The 23,820-nt window shown below is 60.3% G+C and carries 20 protein-coding genes; 6 read left to right on the forward strand and 14 right to left on the reverse strand.

Annotated features, from left to right (window positions below; translation table 11 throughout):
- Positions 1–255 precede the first annotated feature (255 nt).
- Entirely contained in the window at positions 256–1,332 is a 1,077-nt protein-coding gene (locus J7394_RS15085; protein ID WP_209254138.1) for a DUF2235 domain-containing protein, read from the reverse strand.
- A 589-nt stretch (positions 1,333–1,921) separates the two neighbouring features.
- Between J7394_RS15085 and J7394_RS15090 the strand changes: the two genes are divergently transcribed.
- The 3 genes from J7394_RS15090 to J7394_RS15100 all read left to right on the forward strand — a co-directional run bounded on the left by J7394_RS15090 (position 1,922) and on the right by J7394_RS15100 (position 6,762).
- Positions 1,922–5,083: a valine--tRNA ligase gene (locus J7394_RS15090; protein ID WP_209254139.1), complete on the forward strand. Its 3,162-nt coding sequence runs from the start codon at positions 1,922–1,924 to the stop codon at positions 5,081–5,083.
- 143 nt (positions 5,084–5,226) lie between these two features.
- The gene (locus J7394_RS15095) at positions 5,227–6,390 is read left to right on the forward strand and encodes a benzoate/H(+) symporter BenE family transporter (protein WP_247748249.1); all 1,164 of its coding nucleotides are present in this window, start codon (positions 5,227–5,229) and stop codon (positions 6,388–6,390) included.
- Between the two features lie 39 nt (positions 6,391–6,429).
- Positions 6,430–6,762, forward strand: a complete 333-nt coding sequence (locus J7394_RS15100; RefSeq protein WP_209254140.1) for a DUF1992 domain-containing protein — start codon at positions 6,430–6,432, stop codon at positions 6,760–6,762.
- On the opposite strand, the gene J7394_RS15105 is transcribed toward J7394_RS15100, so the two are convergent.
- On the reverse strand, positions 6,763–7,545 hold the full coding sequence (locus J7394_RS15105; RefSeq protein WP_209254141.1) for a crotonase/enoyl-CoA hydratase family protein: 783 nt from the start codon (positions 7,543–7,545) through the stop codon (positions 6,763–6,765). It abuts the gene before it with no gap.
- 125 nt (positions 7,546–7,670) lie between these two features.
- Between J7394_RS15105 and J7394_RS15110 the strand changes: the two genes are divergently transcribed.
- Positions 7,671–8,780, forward strand: coding sequence for a pyridoxal phosphate-dependent aminotransferase (locus J7394_RS15110; RefSeq protein ID WP_209254143.1), 1,110 nt, complete (start codon positions 7,671–7,673; stop codon positions 8,778–8,780).
- Positions 8,781–8,862: 82 nt separating this feature from the next.
- Here the strand turns inward: J7394_RS15110 and J7394_RS15115 are convergent, their stop codons facing one another.
- The 6 genes from J7394_RS15115 to J7394_RS15140 all read right to left on the reverse strand — a co-directional run bounded on the left by J7394_RS15115 (position 8,863) and on the right by J7394_RS15140 (position 17,684).
- Entirely contained in the window at positions 8,863–10,053 is a 1,191-nt protein-coding gene (locus J7394_RS15115; RefSeq protein ID WP_209254145.1) for an alanine--glyoxylate aminotransferase family protein, read from the reverse strand.
- 51 nt (positions 10,054–10,104) lie between these two features.
- Positions 10,105–10,737 carry a bifunctional 4-hydroxy-2-oxoglutarate aldolase/2-dehydro-3-deoxy-phosphogluconate aldolase gene (locus tag J7394_RS15120; protein ID WP_209254147.1) on the reverse strand — a complete coding sequence of 211 codons (633 nt, stop codon included), beginning with the start codon at positions 10,735–10,737 and terminating at the stop codon, positions 10,105–10,107.
- A 3-nt stretch (positions 10,738–10,740) separates the two neighbouring features.
- On the reverse strand, positions 10,741–12,546 hold the full coding sequence (gene edd / locus J7394_RS15125) for a phosphogluconate dehydratase (RefSeq protein WP_247748250.1): 1,806 nt from the start codon (positions 12,544–12,546) through the stop codon (positions 10,741–10,743).
- 2 nt (positions 12,547–12,548) lie between these two features.
- A complete protein-coding gene (gene zwf / locus J7394_RS15130) occupies positions 12,549–13,994 on the reverse strand; it encodes a glucose-6-phosphate dehydrogenase (RefSeq protein ID WP_209254149.1) in 1,446 nt (481 codons plus the stop codon).
- 161 nt (positions 13,995–14,155) lie between these two features.
- A complete protein-coding gene (ptsP, locus tag J7394_RS15135) occupies positions 14,156–16,399 on the reverse strand; it encodes a phosphoenolpyruvate--protein phosphotransferase (protein ID WP_209254151.1) in 2,244 nt (747 codons plus the stop codon).
- A gap of 46 nt (positions 16,400–16,445) precedes the next feature.
- On the reverse strand, positions 16,446–17,684 hold the full coding sequence (locus J7394_RS15140) for an aspartate kinase (protein ID WP_209254153.1): 1,239 nt from the start codon (positions 17,682–17,684) through the stop codon (positions 16,446–16,448).
- 165 nt (positions 17,685–17,849) lie between these two features.
- Between J7394_RS15140 and J7394_RS15145 the strand changes: the two genes are divergently transcribed.
- Complete coding sequence (locus tag J7394_RS15145; protein WP_209254155.1) at positions 17,850–18,206, forward strand: hypothetical protein; 357 nt, start codon at positions 17,850–17,852, stop codon at positions 18,204–18,206.
- On the opposite strand, the gene J7394_RS15150 is transcribed toward J7394_RS15145, so the two are convergent.
- From J7394_RS15150 to J7394_RS15170, 5 genes are all read right to left on the reverse strand, one after another.
- Complete coding sequence (locus J7394_RS15150; protein ID WP_209254157.1) at positions 18,200–18,838, reverse strand: SDR family NAD(P)-dependent oxidoreductase; 639 nt, start codon at positions 18,836–18,838, stop codon at positions 18,200–18,202. The genes J7394_RS15145 and J7394_RS15150 overlap by 7 nt on opposite strands.
- A 3-nt stretch (positions 18,839–18,841) precedes the next feature.
- On the reverse strand, positions 18,842–19,297 hold the full coding sequence (locus J7394_RS15155) for a DUF1178 family protein (RefSeq protein ID WP_209254159.1): 456 nt from the start codon (positions 19,295–19,297) through the stop codon (positions 18,842–18,844).
- Positions 19,298–19,369: 72 nt separating this feature from the next.
- Complete coding sequence (locus J7394_RS15160; RefSeq protein ID WP_209254161.1) at positions 19,370–19,831, reverse strand: NUDIX hydrolase; 462 nt, start codon at positions 19,829–19,831, stop codon at positions 19,370–19,372.
- Between the two features lie 121 nt (positions 19,832–19,952).
- The gene (locus J7394_RS15165; protein ID WP_209254163.1) at positions 19,953–20,696 is read right to left on the reverse strand and encodes an EcsC family protein; all 744 of its coding nucleotides are present in this window, start codon (positions 20,694–20,696) and stop codon (positions 19,953–19,955) included.
- A gap of 53 nt (positions 20,697–20,749) precedes the next feature.
- Positions 20,750–21,244 carry a GNAT family N-acetyltransferase gene (locus tag J7394_RS15170; protein WP_209254165.1) on the reverse strand — a complete coding sequence of 165 codons (495 nt, stop codon included), beginning with the start codon at positions 21,242–21,244 and terminating at the stop codon, positions 20,750–20,752.
- A gap of 72 nt (positions 21,245–21,316) precedes the next feature.
- Here J7394_RS15170 and J7394_RS15175 point away from each other — a divergent pair, with 72 nt between their 5' ends.
- A complete protein-coding gene (locus tag J7394_RS15175; RefSeq protein WP_170640366.1) occupies positions 21,317–21,922 on the forward strand; it encodes a flavin reductase family protein in 606 nt (201 codons plus the stop codon).
- Between the two features lie 139 nt (positions 21,923–22,061).
- Here J7394_RS15175 and J7394_RS15180 read toward each other — a convergent pair whose 3' ends face one another.
- Positions 22,062–23,696: a SulP family inorganic anion transporter gene (locus tag J7394_RS15180; RefSeq protein WP_209254167.1), complete on the reverse strand. Its 1,635-nt coding sequence runs from the start codon at positions 23,694–23,696 to the stop codon at positions 22,062–22,064.
- Positions 23,697–23,820 lie beyond the last annotated feature (124 nt).

Below are 23,820 nucleotides of genomic sequence, written 5' to 3' on the forward strand. Positions count from 1 at the left end.
ACTTCACGACCAAGAGTGTCCCAATATTCGGCTTCTTTGGGTCGGTAAGGGATCGTATCAAATATCAAGGCATATCCCATGATTGTAGTTTGTTGGATAGAGACGAAAAAAACGTCTCCAACCTATTACGGAATTCTCTTTACGCGGAATAACACTTAGCAGACGCTTGGGTGAATTGCAGAATTCGGTACTTTGGATTCAAACCTGACACTGAGGTGTCAGTGATCTTGGAACCACCGGCACTTGATCAGCATTTTACTGCGCCGGATGGGATGGCAGATCCGGTTCAGGCTCCCACCCGGGCACATCTTCGGGCGCGACCGAGGCGTGGAGGTGTTCGGACTGGTCCCGACCAACCGTCCGTCTTTTGCGCAGCAGAAAAATCTTGCCCCACCCGCGCCACGTCCCAACCGAAGCCCCCTGAGCATTGGTCGGAAAACGAGCGCGCCATCCCTCCGGCAACGGCAGCCCATGCCGCTCGGCCTTGTCCAGCATCCAGATGAGAGGGATATTGCTGAGGGGACGCGCCTCTTCGTAGCCGTTTAGCTGACCACCCACATCTCCATGGGTGCCCCGGAACCATACCTGTTCCACGTGGCCTTTGAACTCGGGCGTGCATTTCCACAGGACAGGCTCATAGACCTCACGGGTCTCGTTCAGGGCTATCGCGTGATATCCGTGGCGGATCGCGCGGCCCAGTTGATGATTGTGGAAGGCGTGCTTTTCCTCGGCCCAGCGCCACAGCAGCGGCAGGCGCAGACCCAGCGCTTTGACCGTGTCCCATACTCCGACCATCTCGATCGCCACATCCTCATGGCAGAAATTGCGGCGGAAGTCGCGAGCGGCCGTGCCGCTCGGGTTGCATTCATAGTGACGGTAGGCCTGCTTGATGTTTCGCTCGGTCGCGTGTTCCGCCTTCAGCAGACCGATCATGTCGATCACACCCGCAAGGCTACGAACGCCGTAGGCCCCACGCGAATACCCAATGAAGTAAATCCGATCTCCGGGTTTGTAACGCGAAGCGAGATAACCATAAGCACGACGAATTTGCCGATTGATGCCCCGCCCCATCATCACGTCGAGCGAGGACTTCCAGCTTTCCCACTGGACGCCGGCCTCATAAAACACGGAAACCTGAGACCCCATTTCCTGACACAGGCGAAACGTCTGCCCGGCATGGGTTTCGAGGCCGGGCTCCAGCGTCGACATTGTTCCGTCCAGAATGACAACATGGCTGATCGGCTCACGGTGCAGCGCTTCGGCGGAATGCTCAGAGCGTAAGGGCCGCCCGAGCCATCCAAGAACCTTTCTGCTTAACCGTGACAGAATCATATCTCAGCCACTCCTGTACTCTTCGAGGGTGCGCGCGCGTCTCAGCATTGCGCCGCCCTGGCCTTCACGGTGCATCGGCAACTGAGACCCATGCGCCCATATCCCGCCTCCGTTCGACCGCCGGCCCATCACTTGCCCGCGCGCCGGTAGAGGCGAGGTATACTCAAGGATGGGTATCATCAGCATGCCGCACAAGAGATCCAACGAAACTGTGAGACGTTGAAGCATAGCTGCAAGCCTAAGCGGGCATTTGGGCATCATCATGACTAAGGCGTGCGGCATGCGTGACCTCATCGTTACAGCCACCATATGTCTGAATATATTACGAAAGCTCAAACGCATTGCAAAATTCCCGAAACCGTCTGACGACAGATCACGAAATGAGCAGTGAAGCCGCATCTTATCGGGTCGCACCGTCTCGTGACTGCACGCTACAAGTGTAGCTGAACAACCCAGTGGCTGTCTGTGGCCTGCTTCACGGTTAAGGCGGACTGAATGCCTTGTGGATTTGAGTGCAAAGCCTTCCCCTTTTGCCATCCTTTCGCTATTGCACGCATTAACCCAAGATTGATGACGCAGGACGCACCCCATGGCGATGGAAAAGACATTCAACGCGGCCGAGGCCGAGGCCCGCATCTACGAGGCCTGGGAACAGGCCGGAGCCTTCAAGGCAGGCGCGAACAAATCGCGTGACGAGAGCTTTACCATCATGATCCCGCCGCCCAACGTGACAGGTGCATTGCACGTGGGCCATGCGTTCAACAACACGCTGCAGGACATCCTGATCCGCTGGCATCGGATGCGCGGCTTCGACACGCTCTGGCAGCCCGGTCAGGACCACGCAGGCATCGCCACGCAGATGCAGGTGGAAAAGATGTTGGCCGCCACACAGCAGCCGGGTCGGCGCGAGCTGGGCCGTGAGAAATTCCTTGAGAAAGTCTGGGAATGGAAAGGCGAATACGGCGGCACGATCATCGAGCAGTTGAAACGTCTCGGCTCCTCCTGCGACTGGTCGCGCAACGCCTTTACCATGGCCGGAGCAGCGGGTGATCCGCGCACGGGGCATGAGAACTCGGCCAACTTCCATGACGCGGTCATCAAAGTCTTCGTTGATATGTACGAAAAGGGCTTGATCTATCGCGGCAAGCGTTTGGTCAACTGGGACCCGCATTTCGAAACTGCGATTTCCGATCTTGAGGTAGAGAATATTGAGGTCGCCGGGCATATGTGGCACTTTAAGTACCCCTTGGCGGGCGGTGAGACATATGAGTATTTGGAAAAAGATGAAGATGGGAATGTGATCTTCCGCGAGGAGCGGGATTATATCTCGATCGCCACGACCCGCCCCGAAACCATGCTGGGCGACGGCGCGGTTGCGGTTCACCCCTCGGATGAGCGCTATGCGCCCATCGTCGGCAAGCTCTGCGAAATCCCGGTTGGTCCGAAAGAACATCGCCGTCAGATCCCGATCATCACCGATGAGTATCCGGACCCCGATTTCGGCTCGGGCGCGGTGAAGATCACCGGCGCGCATGACTTCAACGACAATATGGTCGCCAAGCGCGGCGGCATCCCGATGTACCGCCTGATGGACACCAAAGGCGCGATGCGGGCCGATGGTGCGCCTTACGCGGAAGAAGCGGACAAGGCGCAGGAATACGCACGCGGCAAGGAGTTCACCGAGAACGAGATCGACGCGATCAACCTGATCCCTGATCACCTGCGCGGCCTCGACCGGTTCGAAGCGCGCGCGAAGGTTGTCGAAGAAATCACTGCGGACGGTCTGGCCGTGATGACCCGTTCGGACGATCCGCGTCTGGGATCAACCGCTCTTAAGCCCGATCACGAAGGCGCGGACAAGCTGGTTCCGCTGGTCGAGAGCAAACCGATCATGCAGCCCTTCGGCGACCGCTCGAAAGTGGTCATCGAGCCGATGTTCACCGACCAATGGTTCGTCGACGCGGCCAAAGTCGTCGGCCCCGCGCTAGATGCGGTCAAGGACGGCACGGTCAAAATCATCCCCGAGTCGGGCGAGAAAACCTACTACCACTGGCTGGAAAACATCGAGCCCTGGTGCATTTCGCGCCAGCTGTGGTGGGGGCATCAGATTCCGGTTTGGTATGGCCTCGATCTCTCGGCTGAGAACTTCAAGGACGATGAAAACGACGGCGACCTTGATCTGGTCGAATTGGGCCGTTTGCTGAATGAAGGCGGTATGCTGCATCGTGGCAATGTCATGGAATGCGCTGCGAGTCTTGAAGCCGTCACCGAGAAATTCCTCGACGACAACGCAAACATCCCTAGCCCGCTGAGCCACGCAACGGTTGTCGAAGTCGCCGACAAGCAGGAAGCGATCCATCAGTTCGCTGAAAGCCTTGCTCAATACGCGGTCGAACAAGACCCGACCAAGCTGGTCTACCCGGTCTGGCGCGATCCGGACGTGCTCGACACCTGGTTCTCCTCCGGCCTCTGGCCCATCGGTACGCTAGGCTGGCCCGAGCAGACCGAGGAGTTGGAACGCTACTTCCCCACTGATGTTCTGGTTACCGGCTTCGACATCCTGTTCTTCTGGGTCGCCCGGATGATGATGATGCAACTGGCCGTGGTCGATCAGATCCCGTTCCACACCGTCTATCTGCACCAGCTCGTCCGCGACGAGAAGGGCAAGAAGATGTCCAAGACCACCGGCAACGTCATCGACCCGCTGGAGATCGTGGACGAATTCGGCGCCGACGCGCTGCGCTTTACCAATGCCTCGATGGCGGCGATTGGCGGTGTGCTGAAACTGTCCCGCGAGCGCATCACCGGCTACCGCAATTTCGGCACCAAACTGTGGAACGCCGTCCGCTTTGCCGAGATGAACGAGGTCTTCACCGACGCTGTGCCGCAACTCGACGTGGCCGACCTGAAACCCAAAGCCGCCGTGAACCGCTGGATCATCGGCGAAACCGCCCGCGTGCGGGAAGAGGTCGATGCGGCGCTGGAAAGCTATCGTTTCAACGATGCCGCCAACGGGCTTTATGCCTTTGTCTGGGGCAAGGTTTGCGACTGGTACGTGGAACTCTCCAAACCCCTGCTGCAAGGCGATGACGCCGAGGCGCAAGCCGAAACCCGCGCCACCATGCGCTGGGTTCTGGATCAGTGCATGGTCCTGCTGCATCCGATCATGCCTTTCATCACCGAAGAACTATGGGGCCTGACAGGCAACCGCGCGAAGATGGTTGTCCACGCTGACTGGCCGAGCTATGCCGCTGCTGATCTGGTGGATGCCGACGCGGATCGTGAGATGAACTGGGTGATCTCGGTGATCGAAAACACCCGCTCGGCCCGGGCCCAGATGCGGGTTCCGGCTGGCCTCTACGTGCCGATGCTGGTGACCGAGATAGACGATCACGGCCAAGCCGCATGGGACCGCAACGAAGCGCTGATCAAGCGCCTAGCGCGGATTGATAGTCTGACCAAGGCCGACGAGCTGCCAAAAGGCACAATCTCAATTGCCGCTCCGGGCGCGAGCTTCGGTCTGCCGCTGGCCGACATCATCGACATCGGCGCCGAAAAGGAACGGTTGGAGAAAGCCAAGGGCAAACTGGCCAAAGAACTCGGCGGTCTGCGTGGGCGTCTGAACAACCCCAAATTCGTGGCCTCGGCCCCGGAGGAAGTGGTTGAGGAAGCCAAAGCCAACCTCGCTGCGCGCGAAGAAGAAGAGGCCAAGCTGAACGAAGCCCTCGCTCGTCTGGCCGAACTCGCCTGATCTTCTTCTCGTTCCAAAAACGGAAATCCCAACCTCACCACCCGAGCCGGTGGTGAGGTTTTTCTTTGTCCTCAGAGCTTTCCCCTTGTTCGCGCCAGCCTGCGCTTGTTAGCACTTCGGAGCAACAACTCTTCGAGGCCCCTATGGCACGACCTTTCCCCCCGATGCAGACCGTCTCAACAGGGCTGGTAGTCGCCATTGTCGGGTTCTTCAGCTCATTTCCCATCGTGCTGCAAGGGCTGGCTGCAATGGGCGCATCGGCCGCCCAAGCAGCCTCGGGCCTGATGAGTGCTGCGATTGCAATGGGGCTGGCCGCGATTGTTCTCAGCCTGCGTTACCGACAACCCATCAGCGTGGCCTGGTCTACCCCCGGAGCGGCGTTGCTAGCGGTTTCAGCCACCCCGGCCGCAGGCTTCTCAGGCGCGATCGGAGCCTTTCTCTGCGCCGGAGCCTTGACGATTCTGGCAGGACTTTGGAAACCCTTGGGGCGTCTGGCCGCTGCAATCCCGACCACTCTGGCGCAGGCGATGCTCGGCGGAGTGCTGTTGCCCCTGTGCATTGTCCCGTTCAAAGCAGCTGTTGAGTTACCCTGGCAGGCCCTACCCGTGATCCTGACATGGTTCATCGCCGGACGTCTTAACCGGCTGTTCGCCGTTCCCGCAGCCGTCGTCGCCGCAGCGCTGGTGGTTGTGTTCAGCGCCGATGGTGCCTCCGTCCGACCCGAGACCTATCTGGCCGCGCCGGTCTGGACGATGCCGTCATTCTCGTTTGCGTCAGCGATCGGCATCGGCCTGCCGCTGTTCGTCGTCACAATGGCAACCCAAAACATCCCCGGCATCGCCGTGATGCGCAGCTTTGGCTACACCCCCGCACCTGGCAAGCTGTTCTCCTCCGTCGGCGGGGCAAGCATGTTTTCGGCCCCATTTGGAGCCCCCGCCACCTGTCTGGCGGCCATCACCGCCGCGATGTGTTCGAACGAAGACAGCCACCCGGACCGTAGTTTGCGCTATTGGTCTGCAATCATGGCAGGCGTGTTCTACTGCGTCTTCGGTATCTTCGCCGTGGCGATCACCGGTTTTGCCGCCCATGCCGACCCGCTGCTGATGGGCACGCTGACCGGCGTAGCCCTGATCGGAGTGATGGCCAACGCCACCTTCGCAGCACTCGAAATACCCGCCGAGCGCGAAGCCGCAATCCTGACCTTCGCCATCACCGCCTCAGGGATCACGGTGTTTGGTCTGGGCGCTGCGGTCTGGGGCTTGATGGCTGGGGGCGTCGCCTACCTCTTGACCACCAAACTGCGATGATCCCTTTCTCCCCACGCCTGAAAAAGCTATCCTGCACCCATGTTCGGATCGCTTGGAAAACTGGTGGAACGCCAGATCAAGAAGGCTCAGGCCGAGGGCCAATTACAAGGTCTTGAGGGCGAAGGTGCGCCTCTGCCCGATCGCTCAGGCGAAGCGCAAAGCGATCCCGCCATTGCGGCCGGTCATCGGATCATGGCGCAGGCCGGGGTACTGCCCGAGGAGTTCGTCATCAAGAAACGGTTGGACGAGGCTCGAAAGGAGTATGCTGAACTAACCGATCCCGAGGCCCGCAAAGCCAAGATGTCCAAGATCGCCGATCTCGAGATGCGCTACAACATGGCCCGAGACGCGCGGCGCGCCTTTATGCGGTGATCACTTGAACTCGGGCTTTCGGCCTTGCATCTGCGCCATCACGACCTCCATCTGATCAGGCTTCCCAATCAGATCCACCTGTTCCGAAGACTCGGCCAGCAACACATCGGCGCGCGGATTGGTTTCGGCGAAGTCTATGAGGCGCTTGGCAGCGCGGATGGCCGAGGGGCTTTGCGAGGCGATGTTTTCAGCCAAGGCCAGTGCTTCGGTCTGCGGATCATCGGACAGCCTGGTGACCAAGCCCCACTCGGCCGCCTGTGCAGCCCCAATGGGACGCGCGGTATAGGTCAGCAGCCGCAAAACGTCTGAGCGGACCAGTTTCGGAAGCAGAACCATGCCGCCCATGTCTGGGATGATGCCCCATTTCATCTCCATCACTGCAAGCTTCGCCTCGGGATGGGCGATGCGGATATCCGCGCCCAGAGCGATCTGCAGGCCGCCCCCATAGGCCGCGCCTTGGATCGCGCAGATGACGGGAACGGGGATGCGCCGCCAGATCAGGGCCAGTTCCTGCATCTCATTGGCGTCTTCATGGCTGCGGGTCATCAGCCATTCGGTCGGGTCCATATGGGCCATTTTCGCGAAACTCGCCATGTCGAGACCGGCGCAGAAGCTTTTGCCCTCACCCAACAGGACCACGGCGCGGGCGTCCGAGGCCGCAACCTCTTGCCCGGCGGTCAGCAGCGCCTTGATCATCGCCTCGTCCAGAGCATTCATCTTGTCGCCGCGCGTCAGCGTGACATGAGCGATGTGATCCTTGTACTCGACAGATACGCGTGCCATTCCGGACCTCCTTATTTTGCAGTCTTGATAAGACTGCCCCGAATGTGAGTGTAGTTCCACCGCGACGTTGAGGCATGTCGAGGCGCGGGCTTGCAGCAACCCGCACGGTGGGCTTATCTGCGCCTATGACCAGACCTCGCTACACATCGTTCGCCCAATCCCTGCCCGCAACCGTCCCGTTTGTGGGGCCGGAAACGCAGGAGCGCCAACGCGGTGCCCCCTTCAAGGCAAGGCTTGGCGCGAATGAAAGCGTGTTTGGTCCCTCGCCTCGTGCCATCGAAGCGATGCAACGGGCCGCAGGTGATATCTGGATGTATGGCGACCCCGAGAATCACGATCTGCGCCATGCGTTGGCCGAGCATCACGGGGTTACGCCCGAGAACATTGTGGTGGGCGAAGGCATCGACGGGCTGTTGGGCTACCTGGTGCGGCTATTGATCGGGCCGGGCGATGCGGTTGTGACCTCTGACGGGGCCTATCCCACCTTTAACTACCATGTGGCGGGTTTCGGAGGTGAGTTGCACAAGGTTCCCTATCGCGACGATCACGAAGACCCTACCGCTTTGTTTGCCAAGGCAGCAGAGGTGGATGCCAAGCTGGTCTATCTGGCAAACCCCGACAACCCGATGGGAAGCTGGCGTTCGGGCGCCGATATCGTGGCCGCGATGGAGGCTCTGCCCGCCGGGTGCCTGCTGGTTCTGGACGAGGCCTATGTCGAATGCGCGCCGGGCGGCACTGCTGCGCCTGTTGCCGCCGATGATCCCCGTGTGATCCGGATGCGGACGTTTTCGAAAGTGTATGGAATGGCAGGCGCGCGGGTGGGCTATGCCATCGGTGCCCCCGAATTGATTGCGGCCTTCAACAAGGTACGCAACCATTTCGGCATGAACCGGGCTGCACAAGCCGGGGCGCTGGCGGCACTTGAGGATGGCGACTGGCTGTCAGAAGTGCAGGCCCGGATCACTGAGGCTCGGGATCGTATCGGACGCATTGCGCAGGCCAACGGTTTGATCCCGTTGCCTTCGGCCACGAATTTCGTTGCGATTGACTGCGGGCGTGACGGGGTGTTTGCGAAGGCCGTTCTAGACTCTCTCGTCGAACAGGGTGTGTTTGTGCGGATGCCATTTGCGGCCCCGCAGAACCGCTGTATCCGGGTGAGTTGCGGTGGAGAGGCAGAGATGGCGGCTTTTGAAGCGGCCTTGCCTTTGGCCTTGGCGCAAGCTCGCGCGGTATAGGGGGGGGGCTGTCTGCCCCCATCGCGCCAAGGCGCGAGTCCCCCCGAGGATATTTTTGGCCAGATGAAGGGGCGGATCGGCGCTATGTGGCCAGTGTCGCGGCGACGGCTTCCAGCGCGCCTTGACCACGGGGGATATCAAGTGCCGCCATAGCGGTCTCCATGCCGCCCAGCATCGCCATGATCATCTGCGCGTTGACGTGTCCCATATGGCCTAGGCGGAAGCAACCGTCCCAGTCTTCCATCCCCAAGCCGATACCAAGTGTCAGGCCAAGCTGTTTTTCGGTGTAGTTGCGCAGCGGCGTGCCGCGCCCCTCAGTCAGGCGGAGGGCGGTGACTGCGTGGCTGCGATGGGTCGGGTCGGCGACGTTGAAATGAAGTGCTCCCCCTTGCGCCCAGACATCGCAGGCGGCCCAGATGGCTTTGGCGAGACGCTCATGGCGGGCCCAGACGTTTTCGAGCCCTTCGCCATGGATCAGGTCCAACGCGGCGCGCAGACCATAGAGGTGATGGGTGGGCGCGGTGCCGTTGAAATACTGATAGAACAGCTCTGGGTTGGCGCGCGGTTGCCAATCCCAATATTGCGAAACGCGGGGCATTGCAGCACGTTTCGCCTGCGCTTTGTCGTTGAAGAAGACAAAGCCGGTGCCCGCCGGGGTCATAAGGCCCTTCTGGCAGGCTGTCACGGTGACATCGACTCCCCAAGCGTCCATCTCGAACCTATCGCATCCCATCGAGGCGATACAGTCGGCCATCAGGAGTGCGGGGTGGTTCAAGTCATCCAGCAAAGCGCGCAAGGCAGGGATATCATTTCGGATCGAGGTGGACGTATCCACATGGACGGCAAGCACGGCTTTGATTTTGTGTTCTTTGTCGGCATTCAGCGCCTCAGCGATACGGTCAATATCCCAGGGTGAAGACAAGCCGAAGTCTATCAGGTCAACCTTGGCACCGATCCCCTCGGCCATCTCGGCCCAGCCATGGGTGAAACGACCCGAGGCTGGGGCCAGAACGGTTTCTCCGGGGGCGATTACATTCGACAGCGCGGCCTCCCACGTGCCGTGGCCGTTGGCGATATAGATAGCGACCTCGTGCTGAGTTCCGGCCACGCGCTTTAGGTCCTGCGTCAGCGCGGGCATCATCTCAATCAACGCGCCATCGTAGATGTTGGGAGACGGGCGGTGCATAGCCTGCAGCACCGCGTCGGGCATCACCGAAGGGCCCGGAATGGCCAGATACTCGCGCCCATGCACGAGGGAGGTTTGGTTTTTCATGAGGGTAACCTGCTTAACTTGAGGCCCACCCTAGCGTTTCGCAATGCGGCGTCAATCCGTCAGGTGAGTCGCCTCACGCGCAAGCGCTTCGATGCCAGACCAGTCGCCCTCTTGAACCATCTGCTTGGGCGCGACCCAGCTGCCACCGGCGCAGACCACGTTGGACAGCGAAAGATAGTCACGGGCGTTTGAGGGCGATACTCCGCCTGTGGGGCAGAAAGTGATCTGAGGCAGGGGCGCTCCTATGGCTTTCAGGGCCGGTGCACCGCCCGAGGCCTCCGCGGGGAAGAATTTCAGCATGTCATAGCCCTTTTCCAGCAGGGCCATCGCCTCACTCGCAGTGGCCGCGCCGGGTAGAAGGGGCAGGCCTTCGGCTTCGCATGCGGAGATCAGGGCATCTGTCGCGCCGGGGGAGACACCGAACTGCGCGCCGGCCTCTTTGGCGGCGCGGACGTCTTCGGGGGTGACCAGCGTGCCTGCGCCCACGACGCCTCCGGGCACAGCGGCCATGGCACGGATCACGTCCAGCGCGGCAGGGGTGCGCAGGGTGACCTCAAGCGCAGGAAGACCACCTGCGACCAGCGCCTCGGCCAAAGGGCGGGCGTGGGCGGCGTCATCCACCACCAGTACCGGAACGATTGGGGCCAGTGCGCAGATCTCGCGGGTGCGTTGGGTTTTGGACATGGATTAAACTCCGAAAATGCTGGCACCTGTATCGGCGGACCCGACATTCTGGCGGAACGCGCCGAAGAGGTCGCGACCGACGCCGTGCTGGTTGGCAGACAGATCAGCGGTCGCTGGGCTGCGGTCGAGGACGCCGGGTGTGAGGATTTCGAGCTCTCCCTTTACGGCATCGACGCGCAGCAGATCGCCGTCTTGCAGATAGCCGATGGCGCCACCGTCCAGCGCTTCGGGGCAGACATGGATGGCGGCGGGAACTTTGCCCGACGCACCAGACATGCGGCCATCGGTAACCAAAGCGACCTTTTGGCCCCTGCCCTGAAGGATCGACAGTATCGGCGTCAGCGAATGCAGCTCGGGCATGCCGTTGGCCTTCGGACCCTGGAACCGAACAACGACGATAACATCATCGGTGAACTCTCCGGCCTTGAAGGCGGCTTTGACGTCATTCTGGTCGTGGAACACACGGACGGGCGCTTCGACCACCTGATGTTCGGGGGCCACGGCCGAGACCTTCATGACGCCGGTGCCCAGATTTCCGGTCAGGCGCGACAGGCCACCTGTAGGCTGGAACGGGTCCTTGGCCGGGCGCACAATCTTTTCATTCAGGCTATGGCCAGCGCCGTCTTCCCAGACCAACTCGCCGTCTTTCAGCTTGGGTTCCTTGGTGTAGTTGTGAAGACCCTGCCCCGCGACGGTCAGCGTGTCGGGGTGCAGCAGCCCGTCGTCCAACAGCGTGCTGATGGTAAAGCCCAAGCCCCCGGCGGCGTGGAAGTGGTTCACATCGGCCAGACCGTTGGGATAGACCCGCGCGACCAACGGGACCACGGCGGAGATGTCGGAAAAATCCTCCCAATCCAGCACGATACCACCCGCGCGCGCCATGGCGATCAGGTGGATCAGCAGGTTGGTTGAGCCGCCCGTGGCCATCAGGCCGACGATGCCGTTCACAAAGGCGCGTTCGTCTAGGATCTGACAAACCGGCGTGTAGTGATTGCCCAACGCGCTGAGAGACAGGGCACGACGCGCGCCTTCCTCGGTCAGGGCATCGCGCAGAGGCGTGTTGGGATTGACGAAGCTGGAGCCCGGCAGGTGCAGGCCCATGAACTCCATCAGCATCTGGTTGGTGTTGGCAGTGCCGTAGAAGGTGCAGGTGCCTGGGCCGTGATAGGCCGCCATTTCGGCCTTCATCAAGGCGTCGCGACCCACTTCTCCGGCAGCGAATTGCTGGCGAACCTTGGCTTTTTCGTCATTGGGCAGACCGCTGGTCATGGGGCCTGCGGGCAGGAAGACGGCGGGCAGATGACCGAAGGCCTGCGCGCCGATGATCAGGCCGGGCACGATCTTGTCGCAGACCCCCAGAAACACCGCCGCGTCATAGGTGTTGTGGCTGAGCGCCACTCCGGTCGCCAGCGCGATCACATCTCGCGAAAACAGAGACAGCTCCATCCCCGCCTCGCCTTGGGTCACGCCGTCGCACATGGCGGGAACCCCGCCTGCGACCTGCGCTGTACCGCCTGCCGCGCGGATCGCTTGACGGATCAACTCGGGATACCGCTCGAACGGTTGGTGGGCCGATAGCATGTCGTTATAGGCGGTGACGATACCAAGGTTTCCAGCCGTACCGGTCGCCATCGAGTTCTGATCCTCACCGGCACCGGCATAAGCATGCGCCTGACCGCTGCAGGACAGATGCGCACGGGCGGGGCCTTTGGATTTGGCCTGTTCCATCCGCTCAAGATGCGGGCCGCGCAGGTCGGCGCTGCGGTCGATGATGCGTTTGGTGACGTCGGAAATGACTGTATTGACCATGATTACCCTCCGATCTGACGCCAGCGGCGTCCATCGCGATGCATCAGCATCAATGCTTCTTCGGGCCCTGAACTGCCCTGATCGTATTTTGCGGGCTTGTCGCCACGCTCTTCCCAGCCGCGAATAATGGGATCAACCCAGGCCCAGGCGGCCTCGGCCTCATCGCCGCGCATGAACAGTGTTTGGTCGCCACGGATCACGTCCATGATCAAGCGCTCATAGGCGTCGGGCGATTGCGCGCCATCGCCCAGCGCATCGGCAAAGCTCATATCGAGCGCCACGTCGGACAGACGGAACCCGCCCTGCCCCGGTTCCTTGATCGTAGTGCGCAGAGTGATGCCTTCGTCCGGCTGCAGACGGATCACTAGCACATTACCGTGCAGAGGTCCGACGTTAGGGAAAATCGTATGCGGCGGGTCGCGGAAGAACACAGCAATTTCGGACTCGCGTGCCCTTAAGCGTTTGCCCGTGCGCAGGTAGAACGGCACGCCCGCCCAGCGCCAGTTGCCGATATGAGCCTTCAACGCAATGAAGCTTTCGGTACGGCTGGCAGGATCCCCGACATGATCGAGGTAACCGTCGCCGCCCTTGTCCGTACGATATTGGCCGCGCGCGATATCCTTCGGCTCGACTGGCTCCAGCGCTTCGATCACTTTGACCTTTTCATCGCGCACCGCGTTAGGCGCGAATTTCGAAGGCGGCTCCATCGCGGTCAGACAGAGAAGCTGCACCAGATGGTTCTGGATCATATCCCTCATCGCGCCGGATTGGTCGTAGTAAGCACCGCGCCCCTCGACACCGACAGTCTCGGCCACGGTGATTTGCACGTGATCGACATGGGTCGCGTTCCAAAGCGGCTCAAAAAGGGAATTGGCAAAGCGCAGCGCCATCAGGTTCTGCACAGTTTCCTTACCCAGATAGTGGTCGATCCGGTAGATTTGATGCTCTTCGAAACAGGAGCGCAGCCCCTCGTTTAACGCCTTAGCCGAGGCTAGATCATGACCAAAGGGCTTTTCCACCACGATCCGGCTGTCGGGCGTGGCAAGCCCGTGATCATTCAAACGCTGCGCAATTCCTGAGAACAAGCTGGGACCCACAGACAGATAAAAAGCCCGCACGACATCCGAGCGCAAGGCTTTGGCCAGATCGGACCAGCCCGCATCGCCCAGCGCATCCACCGGCACGTAATCAACATGTGTCAGAAAGCGATCCAGAGTGTCCTTGTCGTAACTCGGCGCGAATTTATCCATCGACGCGCGCAATTGGTCACGAAACCCGTCACTGTCCATGTCGGACCTGGCGGTTCCGATGATCCGCGCATCCTCCGGCATCTGGCCCATTTCAAACCGGTGATACAGCCCCGGCAAGATCTTGCGCTGCGCCAGATCGCCCGTCGCGCCAAACAGCACGAGGTCGAACGGGTCTACCGGGATGACGCGTGAAACCATGATCAGCTTCCTTTTATGCTTCCTGCCCCAAGAAGCAGAACCTCAGTCGCGATGTGGGTCGCTGGCGCGGCCCCGAATGTTATCGCTAACATTTCCACGGTTGGATACGGAACCTTGAAATAAAAATCAAGCCCGGAATCCCCAATAGGCCGACTGATCGGTCACGATTGCGACCGCAACCACTCCATGACAGCAGGGCGCACGGATTGCTCACCGCGATGACGTGCATCCGCGATGATTTTGCGGACGTCCTGCAGGTTCGATCTCAGCAACAGGCTTTTGACCGGTCCGATCGAAGCCGGACGCATGGACAAGGTGCGGATCCCCATTGCAGCCAGACACAGCGCCTCGACCGGGCGACCGGCGTCCTCGCCACAGAAACTCAGCGGTGTATCCGAGATACTGCAGCGTTCCACAATCCGTTCGATGAAGCTGAGGAAACTGACATTCAACGTGTCATATCGGCGGCGCACCAGCTCGTTTTCACGGTCGGCGGCAAAGAAGAACTGCTTCAGGTCGTTGCCCCCGATCGAGATGAAATCCACCTCATCAAAGAACTTTTGCGGTGAGAACGCCAGCGACGGCGTTTCCAGCATCGCCCCCACTTCGAGCGTTTCCGGCAGGATATGGCCAAGACGTTTTTCACGCTCGATGGTTTTGTTGACCTCCCAACGGGCTTCGCGGAACTCTTCGGCCTGCGCGACGAAGGGGAACATGATGGTCAGCGGGCGGCCATTCGCAGCTCGGATCAACGCTTGCAGCTGCATCCGCATTACGCCGCGTTTGTCCAGGCCCACGCGGATCGCACGCCAGCCCAGCGCCGGGTTCGGTTCCGCCACATGCTTCATGTAGGGCAGAACCTTATCCGATCCGATATCGAGGGTCCGGAACACAACGCGTTTTTCTCCGGCCGCGTCTAGAACCCGCTGGTATTGGGTCACCAGCTCAGACCGTCTCGGCATCTGGTTACGGATCAGGAATTGCAGCTCGGTTCGGAACAAGCCAACCCCTTCCGCGCCCGAATTCCCGAGCGAGGGTAGATCGGCCATCAGGCCCGCATTCATCGCCATGTTGATCCGCGCGCCATCCTGCGTAACCGTCGGCGTTTCCCGGATCGAGGCATAGCGCTCCTGCGCTTTGGCCTGCATCGCGATCTTGTCGCGAAACGCGCTGACAACACTGTCTTCGGGGCGCAGATGGACAACGCCGTTATCCCCATCAACCAGAATGTGGTCACCGTTCAGAGCCTCTGTCGTGATCCGCCCGACATGCACGACCAAAGGGATCGCCAGCGCACGGGCAACAATCGTGGCGTGGCTGCCGACCGAGCCTTCCTCGAGCACGATCCCTTTCAGGGACCGGCCGTATTCCAGCAAGTCTCCGGGGCCGATATTGCGGGCGATGAGGATCGGATCGGGCGGCAGATCAGCGCTGTCGGTCTTGCCCTGCCCGGTCAGGATACGCAGCAAGCGATTGCTGAGGTCATCCAGATCCGCCAACCGTTCCCGCAGATAGGGATCGGTCACCTGCCCCATACGGGCGCGGGCCTGTGATTGCTCTTTCTCGACCGCGGCCTCGGCGCTGAGGCCAAGGGCTATGTCTTCCTCCATCCGCCGCATCCAGCCCTTGGAATTGGCGAACATGCGGTAGGCTTCCAGAACTTTCAGCTGCTCTTTGTCGCCGTTCTGCGAGATTTCGAGCATCTTGTCGACGCCGACGCGCAGTTCCTCAACCGCCTCGTTCAACCGCTCGCTTTCGCGGTGCGGGTCTTCGGCAATCGGGTTGGTCACGACAACGCGCGGCTCGTGTAGCCAGACATGCCCCTCGGCAGAGCCTTCCTGCGCCGGACCGCCGGTCAATTGCACAGATTGCTGGTGCAAAGGCGACAGGGCCGCGCCTTCGCCCACGAACGCGCCCAGTTCGGCCATCTCGGCCAGAACCATTGCGACCACTTCCAGCGCATAGATCTCATCGGCCGAGAACTCACGCGCGTCGCGGGACTGCACCACCAGAACGCCCAGCTTCTGGCCCAGCCGCTGGACCGGCACCCCGAGGAATGAGGAAAAACGCTCTTCGCCCGTTTCCGGCATAAACCGGAACCCTTTGGCCGCAGGCGCATCTGCCGTGTTCACCACTTTGCCGGATTTGGCCACCCGGCCCACAAGACCTTCGCCCAGACGCATCCGGGTCTGGTGTACGGCCTCGGGCGAGAGACCTTCAGTCGCGCAAAGCTCAAGGGTTTCTTCGTCACGGAACAGATAGATCGAGCAGACCTCGCAGCGAATGCTGTCCGCAATCAGCTGCGTGATGCGGTCGAGACGCTCCTGACCGGCCGCCTCGCTCGCCATTTCTTCGCGCAGCCGAACCAGCAGCTTGCGGGATTCTGTTTCCGTACCGTCCGCCATGGCCCAACCCAATTAGTGCGTCAGGCGAAACCTTTGGCCGATCAGCTCAGGCCGCCTTGTCCAGTTCAAAGGCATCATGCAGTGCCTGAACAGCAAGTTCCATGTATTTCCTGTCGACAAGGACGGAAATTTTGATCTCAGAGGTTGTAATGACCTTGATGTTGATCCCCTCATCCGAGAGAACCTTGAACATCTTGGCCGCAACACCCGACTGCGAACGCATGCCAATGCCTACAACCGAAACTTTGCAGACGTCTTCATCGGCCACCAGCTCGGCATAGTTCAACTCACCCGCATCCTTGATCGCTAGCAGCGCCTTTTCGGCGCGCACGACCTGATCTGTCGGGCACGAGAAGGTCATATCCGTGCGCCCTTCGTCCGAGATGTTCTGGACGATCATGTCCACATTCACGCCCTCATCGCTGAGCGCGGTGAAGATGATCGAGGCGATGCCGGGGCGGTCGGCCACGGAAACGACGGTCATCTTGGCTTCGTCGCGGGAATAGGCCACACCGGCCACAACATTGGATTCCATGATATCCTCCTCGTCGCAGACCAGCGTACCGGCCTCGTCGGATTGTTCTTCGAAACTTGAAAGAACGCGCAGTTTCACCTTATAGCGCATCGCCAGCTCGACCGAGCGGGTTTGCAGCACTTTCGCACCCAACGACGCCAGTTCGAGCATTTCCTCGAACGAGATCCGGTCCAGCTTGCGCGCCTTTTCGCAGATACGCGGATCGGTCGTGTAGACGCCATCGACGTCCGTATAGATGTCGCAGCGCTCAGCCTCGAACGCGGCAGCAAAGGCCACAGCGGTCGTGTCCGAACCGCCACGGCCCAGCGTCGTGATCCGGCCTTCGGGGCTGATGCCCTGGAAACCGGCGACCACGGCCACTCTCATGCCTTCGCCGAACTTTTGGTTCAGATTGTCCGTCGGAATTTCCTCGATCCGGGCCGAGGAATGCGCTCCATTGGTCAGCAGCGGCACCTGCCAGCCCTGCCAGCTGCGCGCCGGAATTTCCATTTCCTGCAACGTCAGCGCCATCAGACCCGCAGTGACGTTTTCGCCCGACGATACTACGGCATCGTATTCGCGGGCGTCGAACAGCGGCGAGGTCTCGTTCACCCAGCCCACCAATTCGTTGGTTTTGCCGGACATGGCCGAAACGATGACGATGACGTCATAGCCCTTTGCCACCTCAACGCCGATGCGCTTTGCCGCGCGGCGGATGCGGTCAAGATTGGCAACCGATGTGCCACCGAATTTCATCACGAGTACGGGCATGGGGGCAAGTGTCTCCGCGCCTTGGATTTAAAGTCCCGAGCCTCATATGCGAGGGGGAGCGCAAGAGCAAGGGGCGCTGCATCACAGATATTGCGTCAAGGGGCCGCTTTACTTTCCGAAAACGCAATGTCAGCCTAGCGCCAAAGCAATTCCAAGAGGTTATTCATGCTTCGTTTCGCAACCGTCCTTGCCCTGATCGCATCCCCCGCCCTGTCACAGCAGGCAAGCGTTGCTGGCACCGATGGACAGAACGCGCTGGGTACGGTTCCCTGCGCCGCCAATGCCGGTGACCCGCTCCAAAGCTGCCATGCGGAGCTGCGCCGCCGCGATGACGGCTCCGTCACGCTGGCCGTGCAATTGCCAGGCGGTGACGTTCGCAGCATCTATTTCACGGATGGCATTCCGGATTCCAGCAGCTCGCCCTCGCCGATCAATCATGAAATTCGGGGCGACATCATGGTGATCTTCATCGAACCCGGTGAGGTCTATGAACTTCCCAAGGCCGCGCTGAACACTCAGTAAGCGTGGGGCTTCCCGTCGTAGGTTTCGAAACATCCCGTGTTGTCCAGCGACAGCGCATCGAAACGCCCCATCAGGCCGGCAACGGCCTGATCCACATGGATGTCCGCTGCTGAGCCGCCCATGTCGGTCTTCACCCAACCGGGGTGATAGATGCCCACCGCAATACCATCCGGTTTCAGGTCGGTCGCCAGATTGCGCCCCAGATTCAACGCCGCCGCCTTGGAGGCGCGGTAGATGTAGCTGCCGCCCGGCGCGCGGGTGTGCGAGGCCATCTGAGACGACATGATCGCAATCCGCCCTCCTGCCGCGCGCAGATTGTGCAGCAATGACTGTACGGTCAGAAAAACGCCGGTGACATTGGCCGCAAAACTCTGCGCCCACATCTCGGCGGGGTAGTCCTCAATGCTGTGACCTTTGTCCAGATACACACCCGCATTGCAGATCAACAGGTCGACCGGCTGCCCTTTCAGCTGGTCCGCCATCGCCGCTTGCTGCGCCGGATCGGCAACGTCCAACTGAACCTCGGCGCTGCCATCCCGCGCAGTTCCCGTGACCTCATGACCCTGCGCGCGATACCGCTCTGCCAGAGCCCATCCAATTCCCCGATTGGCTCCGGTAATCACGATATGCATGGGTCAGTTCGTCTTTCTGCTGGGAATGAAGGGCAGTGGCGCAACCGGCACCCCGTCTTCAATCAGGGATTTCGCCTCATCCGGTTTCACTTCGCCATAGATCGAGCGTTCGGGCGCTTCGCCCAGATGCATCTTGCGCGCCTCCGAGGCGAAATCATGGCCCACATAGTCCGAGTTTTCTTCGACCTTGCGGCGCAGCTCGGCCAAGGCACGCTCAACTTCCTTAGGCGTGCTGGTCATGTTGATGTCTTCCGACGATGGCTTGGGCATTTGCGCCGACTTCTGGGCATCCCGCGCAGGCCGGACACGCGGAGTCATGATCGCCTTTTCAACATGCGCACATCCACATACCGCGCATGTCACCATGCCCGAGGCTGCCAGCTTGTCGTAGGCTTCGGCAGATTGGAACCAGCTGTCGAAACTGTGGCCCTTGCTGCACTTTAACGCGTATTGAATCATGGTCCGTCCAAAATGTCGGTTGGCGAATAGATACCGACCGAAACTCCAATATCAAGTCTCTCAATATTAAGTTTAATGTATCCGGGGCGCAAATCTGCGCAAAATAGCGGCAAGATCGGGCGAGTTGACTTTCGATGCGGCCTTTTGAAGCGTACACCATTTGCGTTTCCGCTGCCCTGTCTCGGGAAATTGATTCTGAACATGATCCACATGCAGCGGGTAGACATCCACCGCGCACAGAACCGGACCACGCTTGGCGCAGGTTTTGGCCATCGGGAACTGGCCCAGCTTGACCGGCACACATGTTCCAATCACGCCCGCCTCTTCCCACGCCTCCTGAGCCGCAGTTTCCGAGGCGCTTAACCCATAAATCAGCCACCCTTTCGGGATGATCCAGCGCTGCGCCCTACGGGAGGTGATCAACAGAACCTCAGGACGACCCCGCGACAGCCGATAGCACAACGCGGCTGCCTGAGGCAGGACTGGCACCTGCCCCACATCGAGGTCTAGACTGGACGCCCAAGAGGTTTTCATCGCGCCGCACTCACTTTCACATCAGATCAGTGCCTGTATACCGCGTCTTCTGTTAAGCTTTTGTATCGCGGCATGTTAAACTTAGTGTACCACATGATGCGGCAACGACCAAGTTTAACCGCTACATACGGGCGCTTAGCTTGCGCACCAGAACATCGTGCGAGATATCAGCGTCCATCGCCAACCGGCGCAAACCAAAATGAACATGGGCGATCTGCTGGTAGTAGCGGGTGTAGATGTAATTCGCCCCGCCCCCGGCAAGCGCCCCCAGAACCGGTACGGATTGCGCCGCCAGTTTCTGACCCAACACAACCGACAGCTTTGGCGCCACAGCCGCAATAAGTTTGTGCATGGCAGAACCTGTCAGCGTGAGGCGCACGGAAAAGAACCCCAGATCCGCTCCGTCATCGTGCGACAAGGGACCCGCAGCCGCCAACACCCGGACACAGTCGAATTTCACGTTTTCTTCAGCCGGATCAAAGCCTTCGCGCGCTGCCGCGTCCTGGATTGAGCGCAACAACATGGCCGTGGTCGCCGGCAACTCGACCAAAGCGGTAGACAGGCCACCCAATCCGCCCGCAGCGCCCATTGCCGTTGTCACCGCAGTGTTCACCCAAGGCGCCTGATCGGGCACGACCTGCCGCGATCCTTGTGCGGCCTGCATCGCCATCCAAAGGGCTTGCTCGGTCGCTCCGGTCAAGCCGTCGCGCAGGGGTTCCGGCAGTTGGTCTAGCAGCGATTCCGCCGACCCGCCCAAAGCATTGAGCAGTTTGACACCCGCCCCACCGGCCGAGCGGTAGTGTTTCGCCAAGCGATCCAATTCCGCATCCGCATCAACACCGTCGACCAGTACAACATCCTGCATCCGAACCCTCCGTTCCTTGAAAGATCGGTATTTCGGCGCGGTGTTTCAATAGCTCAGCGCGTCCAGCGGGTTACGGCTCCGGTGATATTGTCCCATTTTCCGGGGTTCAGGGCCATGCCCAAAACACGCTCAGGGTTGGTTGGCGGGGGCATCTCAACCCCCGTCAATGGCGTGAACCCAAAACGGGCGTAATATGGCGCGTCGCCGACCAGCATGACCCGGTCCCAACCCTTTTCCCGCCCCGTTTCAACACCGGAATGGATGAGGTAGCCGCCAAGCCCCTCGCCCTGATGCGTGGGGTGAACTGCAACAGGACCCAACAGCAAGGCGTCATGATCGCCAACATGAACAGGCCAGAACCGGATCGCTCCGGCCAGTATTCCTTGCCCATCGCGCGCAACCAAAGACAAACCCGCAACCGGCGGCACATCATCGCGCAAACGATAAGAGGAGAGCGCCTCGCGCCCCGGCGCAAAGCACAGATCATAGAGGGCCTCGACCTCCCACCAATCCTGCGGCTCTTCCGGCCTGATCGCGAAGTGCTGCACGCCTGCCCTCTTTTCCTAGCTGGCAATCGCCCTAGCACTTCGTTACGCCTTGGGCAAACGCTTGGAGACCATATGTTCTATCGCCCCGAAGACGGCCACGGCCTACCGCACAACCCGTTCAACGCCATCATCACCCCGCGCCCCATCGGATGGATTTCATCACGCGACGCAAATGGGATCAACAACCTGGCCCCCTACTCTTTCTTCAACGGGGTCGCCTACACCCCGCCGCAGGTGATGTTTGCCACAACCGGAACAAAGCACGATCAGGACGGCGGCAAAGACAGCATCGCCAATATCGAGGCAACGGGCTTATTCTGCGTGAACATCGTAGCCTTTGCCCACCGGGATGCGATGAATGCGAGTTCAGCCGGACTGCCAAAAGATACCGACGAATTTGCCCATGCAGGCCTGACAGCGGTCGAGTGCGAAACCATCGCCTGTTCACGCGTTGCAGATGCGCCCGCTGCGCTGGAATGCAAGCTGACCGAGATCACGACCCTACCCGGTGAGGCGAACCGCGTTGTCTTTGGCGAAGTGACCGGGGTCCATCTGCGCGATGACTGCTTGAAGGATGGCAAATTCGACGTGACAACCTTCCAGCCTTTGGCGCGGCTTGGCTACCGAGACTATGCAGTTGTCACCGAGTTGTTTTCATTGAACAGGCCTGATGATTGAGGTCTGCCTCAAGGGGGCGCTGCCCCCGCCGCCCTGCGGGCGCCTCCCCCGGGATATTTTTAGCCAGATGAAGCAGGGGATCCTTCATTCATCTGGCCAAAAAATACCTCGGAGCGCGAGGCAGAGCCTCGCAAATGACTCAGTGGCCACCCAGGATGCCGGTACGGACCGAGTAGTCCACGGCCAAGCCGTAATCCGGGTCATCGTCGCTATCGACCATCAAGTGGCCCGCTTTGTTCAACAGCTTGTGGCAGTCGTGGCTAAGATGGCGAAGCATCACACGCTTGCCCGCAGCCTCGTATTTTGCAGCAACGTTTTCGATGGCCTGCAGGGCGGATTGATCGACCACGCGGCTTTCGGCGAAATCCACTATGACCACGTCGGGATCGTTCGGAACGTCGAACAGTTCGACAAATCCGTCCGACGAGCCAAAGAACAACGGCCCCTGAATTTCATAGACTTTCGCGCCCTTTTCCGTCTCAGAGTCGCGGGTGACAGCATGGATACGTTTGGCGTTGTTCCAGGCGTAGGCCAGGGCCGAAACGATCACGCCGACGACAACCGCAACCGCAAGGTCTTCCATCACCGTAACGACAGTCACCAGAACAATCACGAAGGCGTCCATCAAAGGCACCTTGCGCATGATCTTGAATGAGTTCCAGGCGAAGGTCCCGATCACCACCATGAACATTACGCCAACCAGCGCAGCCAGCGGGATTTGCTCAATCAGCGGAGAGGCGAACAGGATGAAGATCAGAAGGAACAGCGCAGCCGCGATACCCGCGATCCGGGTGCGGCCGCCAGATTTCACGTTGATCATCGACTGACCGATCATGGCGCATCCACCCATGCCTCCGAAGAAGCCGGTGGCGACGTTTGCGACGCCCTGCGCGATGCATTCCTGCGAGGCTCCGCCACGCTTGTTGGTGATCTCACCCACAAGGTTCAGCGTCAGCAGCGATTCAATCAGGCCGATGGCGGCCAGAATGACAGCGTAGGGCAAAATGATCTCAAGCGTTTCAAAGTTCAACGGAACCATCGGGATGTGGAAGGCAGGCAAGCCGCCCTCAATCGAGGCCAGATCGCCGACGCGCGGCACATCTAGACCAAAGCCAATCACCAGCGCTGCAACCACCAGAATACCTGCCAGAGGGGCCGGAATGATCCGTGTGATCCGCGGCATGACCCAGATCACCGCCATAGTCAGCGCCACGAGAACCAGCATTGTATAGAGCTGCATGCCCGTGAGCCACTCGCCCCCGCTCATCCCGTGGCCGGTGTTTTCCATGGTACCAGGGACCTTAAACTGGCCCATCTGCGCCAGAAAGATCACAATCGCCAGACCGTTCACAAACCCCAGCATCACCGGATGCGGCACAAGGCGAATGAAACGCCCCCAATGCATCGCACCAGCAATCACTTGCAGAATGCCCATCAAAACCACGGTTGCGAACAAGTACTCGACCCCGTGCTGCGCGACCAACGCCACCATCACGACCGCCAAGGCCCCCGTCGCGCCCGAAATCATGCCCGGGCGGCCTCCGATCAGCGCAGTGATCAGGCCGACCATGAAGGCCGCGTAGAGACCGACTAGAGGATGCACACCCGCGACAAAGGCAAAGGCCACGGCCTCGGGTACCAGAGCCAGAGCAACGGTCAGACCTGACAGCAGCTCAATCCGCAGGCGCGACACGGTCAGGCCCTCATCGGGCACCCAACGGAGATCGGGCTTGGCAATACGGTTGGCAAAGCTTGCCAGCATGGCTCGGGGCATGGGAGGGTCCTGTGGGTCTTTGTGTTCGCGCGAAAGGGGGCCTTTTACCTGTCAAAGCCCCCAAGGGATACCGCGCCCAGCGGGACCCTGATATGCGTCAATCGCATAGCTTCTCAGCACGACT

Source organism: Ruegeria sp. R13_0 (assembly GCF_017743995.1).
Classification (GTDB): Bacteria; Pseudomonadota; Alphaproteobacteria; order Rhodobacterales; family Rhodobacteraceae; genus Ruegeria.

What these genes read in the sequence shown, in the direction of transcription:
- J7394_RS15105 (WP_209254141.1), bottom strand. Translation starts at nt 7,545, where the DNA reads ATGGCACGCGTATCTGTCGAGTACAAGGATCACATCGCTCATGTCACG.
- J7394_RS15150 (WP_209254157.1), bottom strand. Translation starts at nt 18,838, where the DNA reads ATGCATATCGTGATTACCGGAGCCAATCGGGGAATTGGATGGGCTCTG.
- J7394_RS15175 (WP_170640366.1), top strand. Translation starts at nt 21,317, where the DNA reads ATGTTCTATCGCCCCGAAGACGGCCACGGCCTACCGCACAACCCGTTC.
- J7394_RS15100 (WP_209254140.1), top strand. Translation starts at nt 6,430, where the DNA reads ATGTTCGGATCGCTTGGAAAACTGGTGGAACGCCAGATCAAGAAGGCT.
- J7394_RS15085 (WP_209254138.1), bottom strand. Translation starts at nt 1,332, where the DNA reads ATGATTCTGTCACGGTTAAGCAGAAAGGTTCTTGGATGGCTCGGGCGG.
- ptsP (WP_209254151.1), bottom strand. Translation starts at nt 16,399, where the DNA reads ATGGCGGACGGTACGGAAACAGAATCCCGCAAGCTGCTGGTTCGGCTG.
- J7394_RS15090 (WP_209254139.1), top strand. Translation starts at nt 1,922, where the DNA reads ATGGCGATGGAAAAGACATTCAACGCGGCCGAGGCCGAGGCCCGCATC.
- J7394_RS15115 (WP_209254145.1), bottom strand. Translation starts at nt 10,053, where the DNA reads ATGAAAAACCAAACCTCCCTCGTGCATGGGCGCGAGTATCTGGCCATT.
- J7394_RS15145 (WP_209254155.1), top strand. Translation starts at nt 17,850, where the DNA reads ATGCTTCGTTTCGCAACCGTCCTTGCCCTGATCGCATCCCCCGCCCTG.
- J7394_RS15140 (WP_209254153.1), bottom strand. Translation starts at nt 17,684, where the DNA reads ATGCCCGTACTCGTGATGAAATTCGGTGGCACATCGGTTGCCAATCTT.
- J7394_RS15165 (WP_209254163.1), bottom strand. Translation starts at nt 20,696, where the DNA reads ATGCAGGATGTTGTACTGGTCGACGGTGTTGATGCGGATGCGGAATTG.
- J7394_RS15110 (WP_209254143.1), top strand. Translation starts at nt 7,671, where the DNA reads ATGACCAGACCTCGCTACACATCGTTCGCCCAATCCCTGCCCGCAACC.
- J7394_RS15120 (WP_209254147.1), bottom strand. Translation starts at nt 10,737, where the DNA reads ATGTCCAAAACCCAACGCACCCGCGAGATCTGCGCACTGGCCCCAATC.
- edd (WP_247748250.1), bottom strand. Translation starts at nt 12,546, where the DNA reads ATGGTCAATACAGTCATTTCCGACGTCACCAAACGCATCATCGACCGC.
- J7394_RS15095 (WP_247748249.1), top strand. Translation starts at nt 5,227, where the DNA reads ATGGCACGACCTTTCCCCCCGATGCAGACCGTCTCAACAGGGCTGGTA.
- J7394_RS15160 (WP_209254161.1), bottom strand. Translation starts at nt 19,831, where the DNA reads ATGAAAACCTCTTGGGCGTCCAGTCTAGACCTCGATGTGGGGCAGGTG.
- zwf (WP_209254149.1), bottom strand. Translation starts at nt 13,994, where the DNA reads ATGGTTTCACGCGTCATCCCGGTAGACCCGTTCGACCTCGTGCTGTTT.
- J7394_RS15180 (WP_209254167.1), bottom strand. Translation starts at nt 23,696, where the DNA reads ATGCCCCGAGCCATGCTGGCAAGCTTTGCCAACCGTATTGCCAAGCCC.
- J7394_RS15155 (WP_209254159.1), bottom strand. Translation starts at nt 19,297, where the DNA reads ATGATTCAATACGCGTTAAAGTGCAGCAAGGGCCACAGTTTCGACAGC.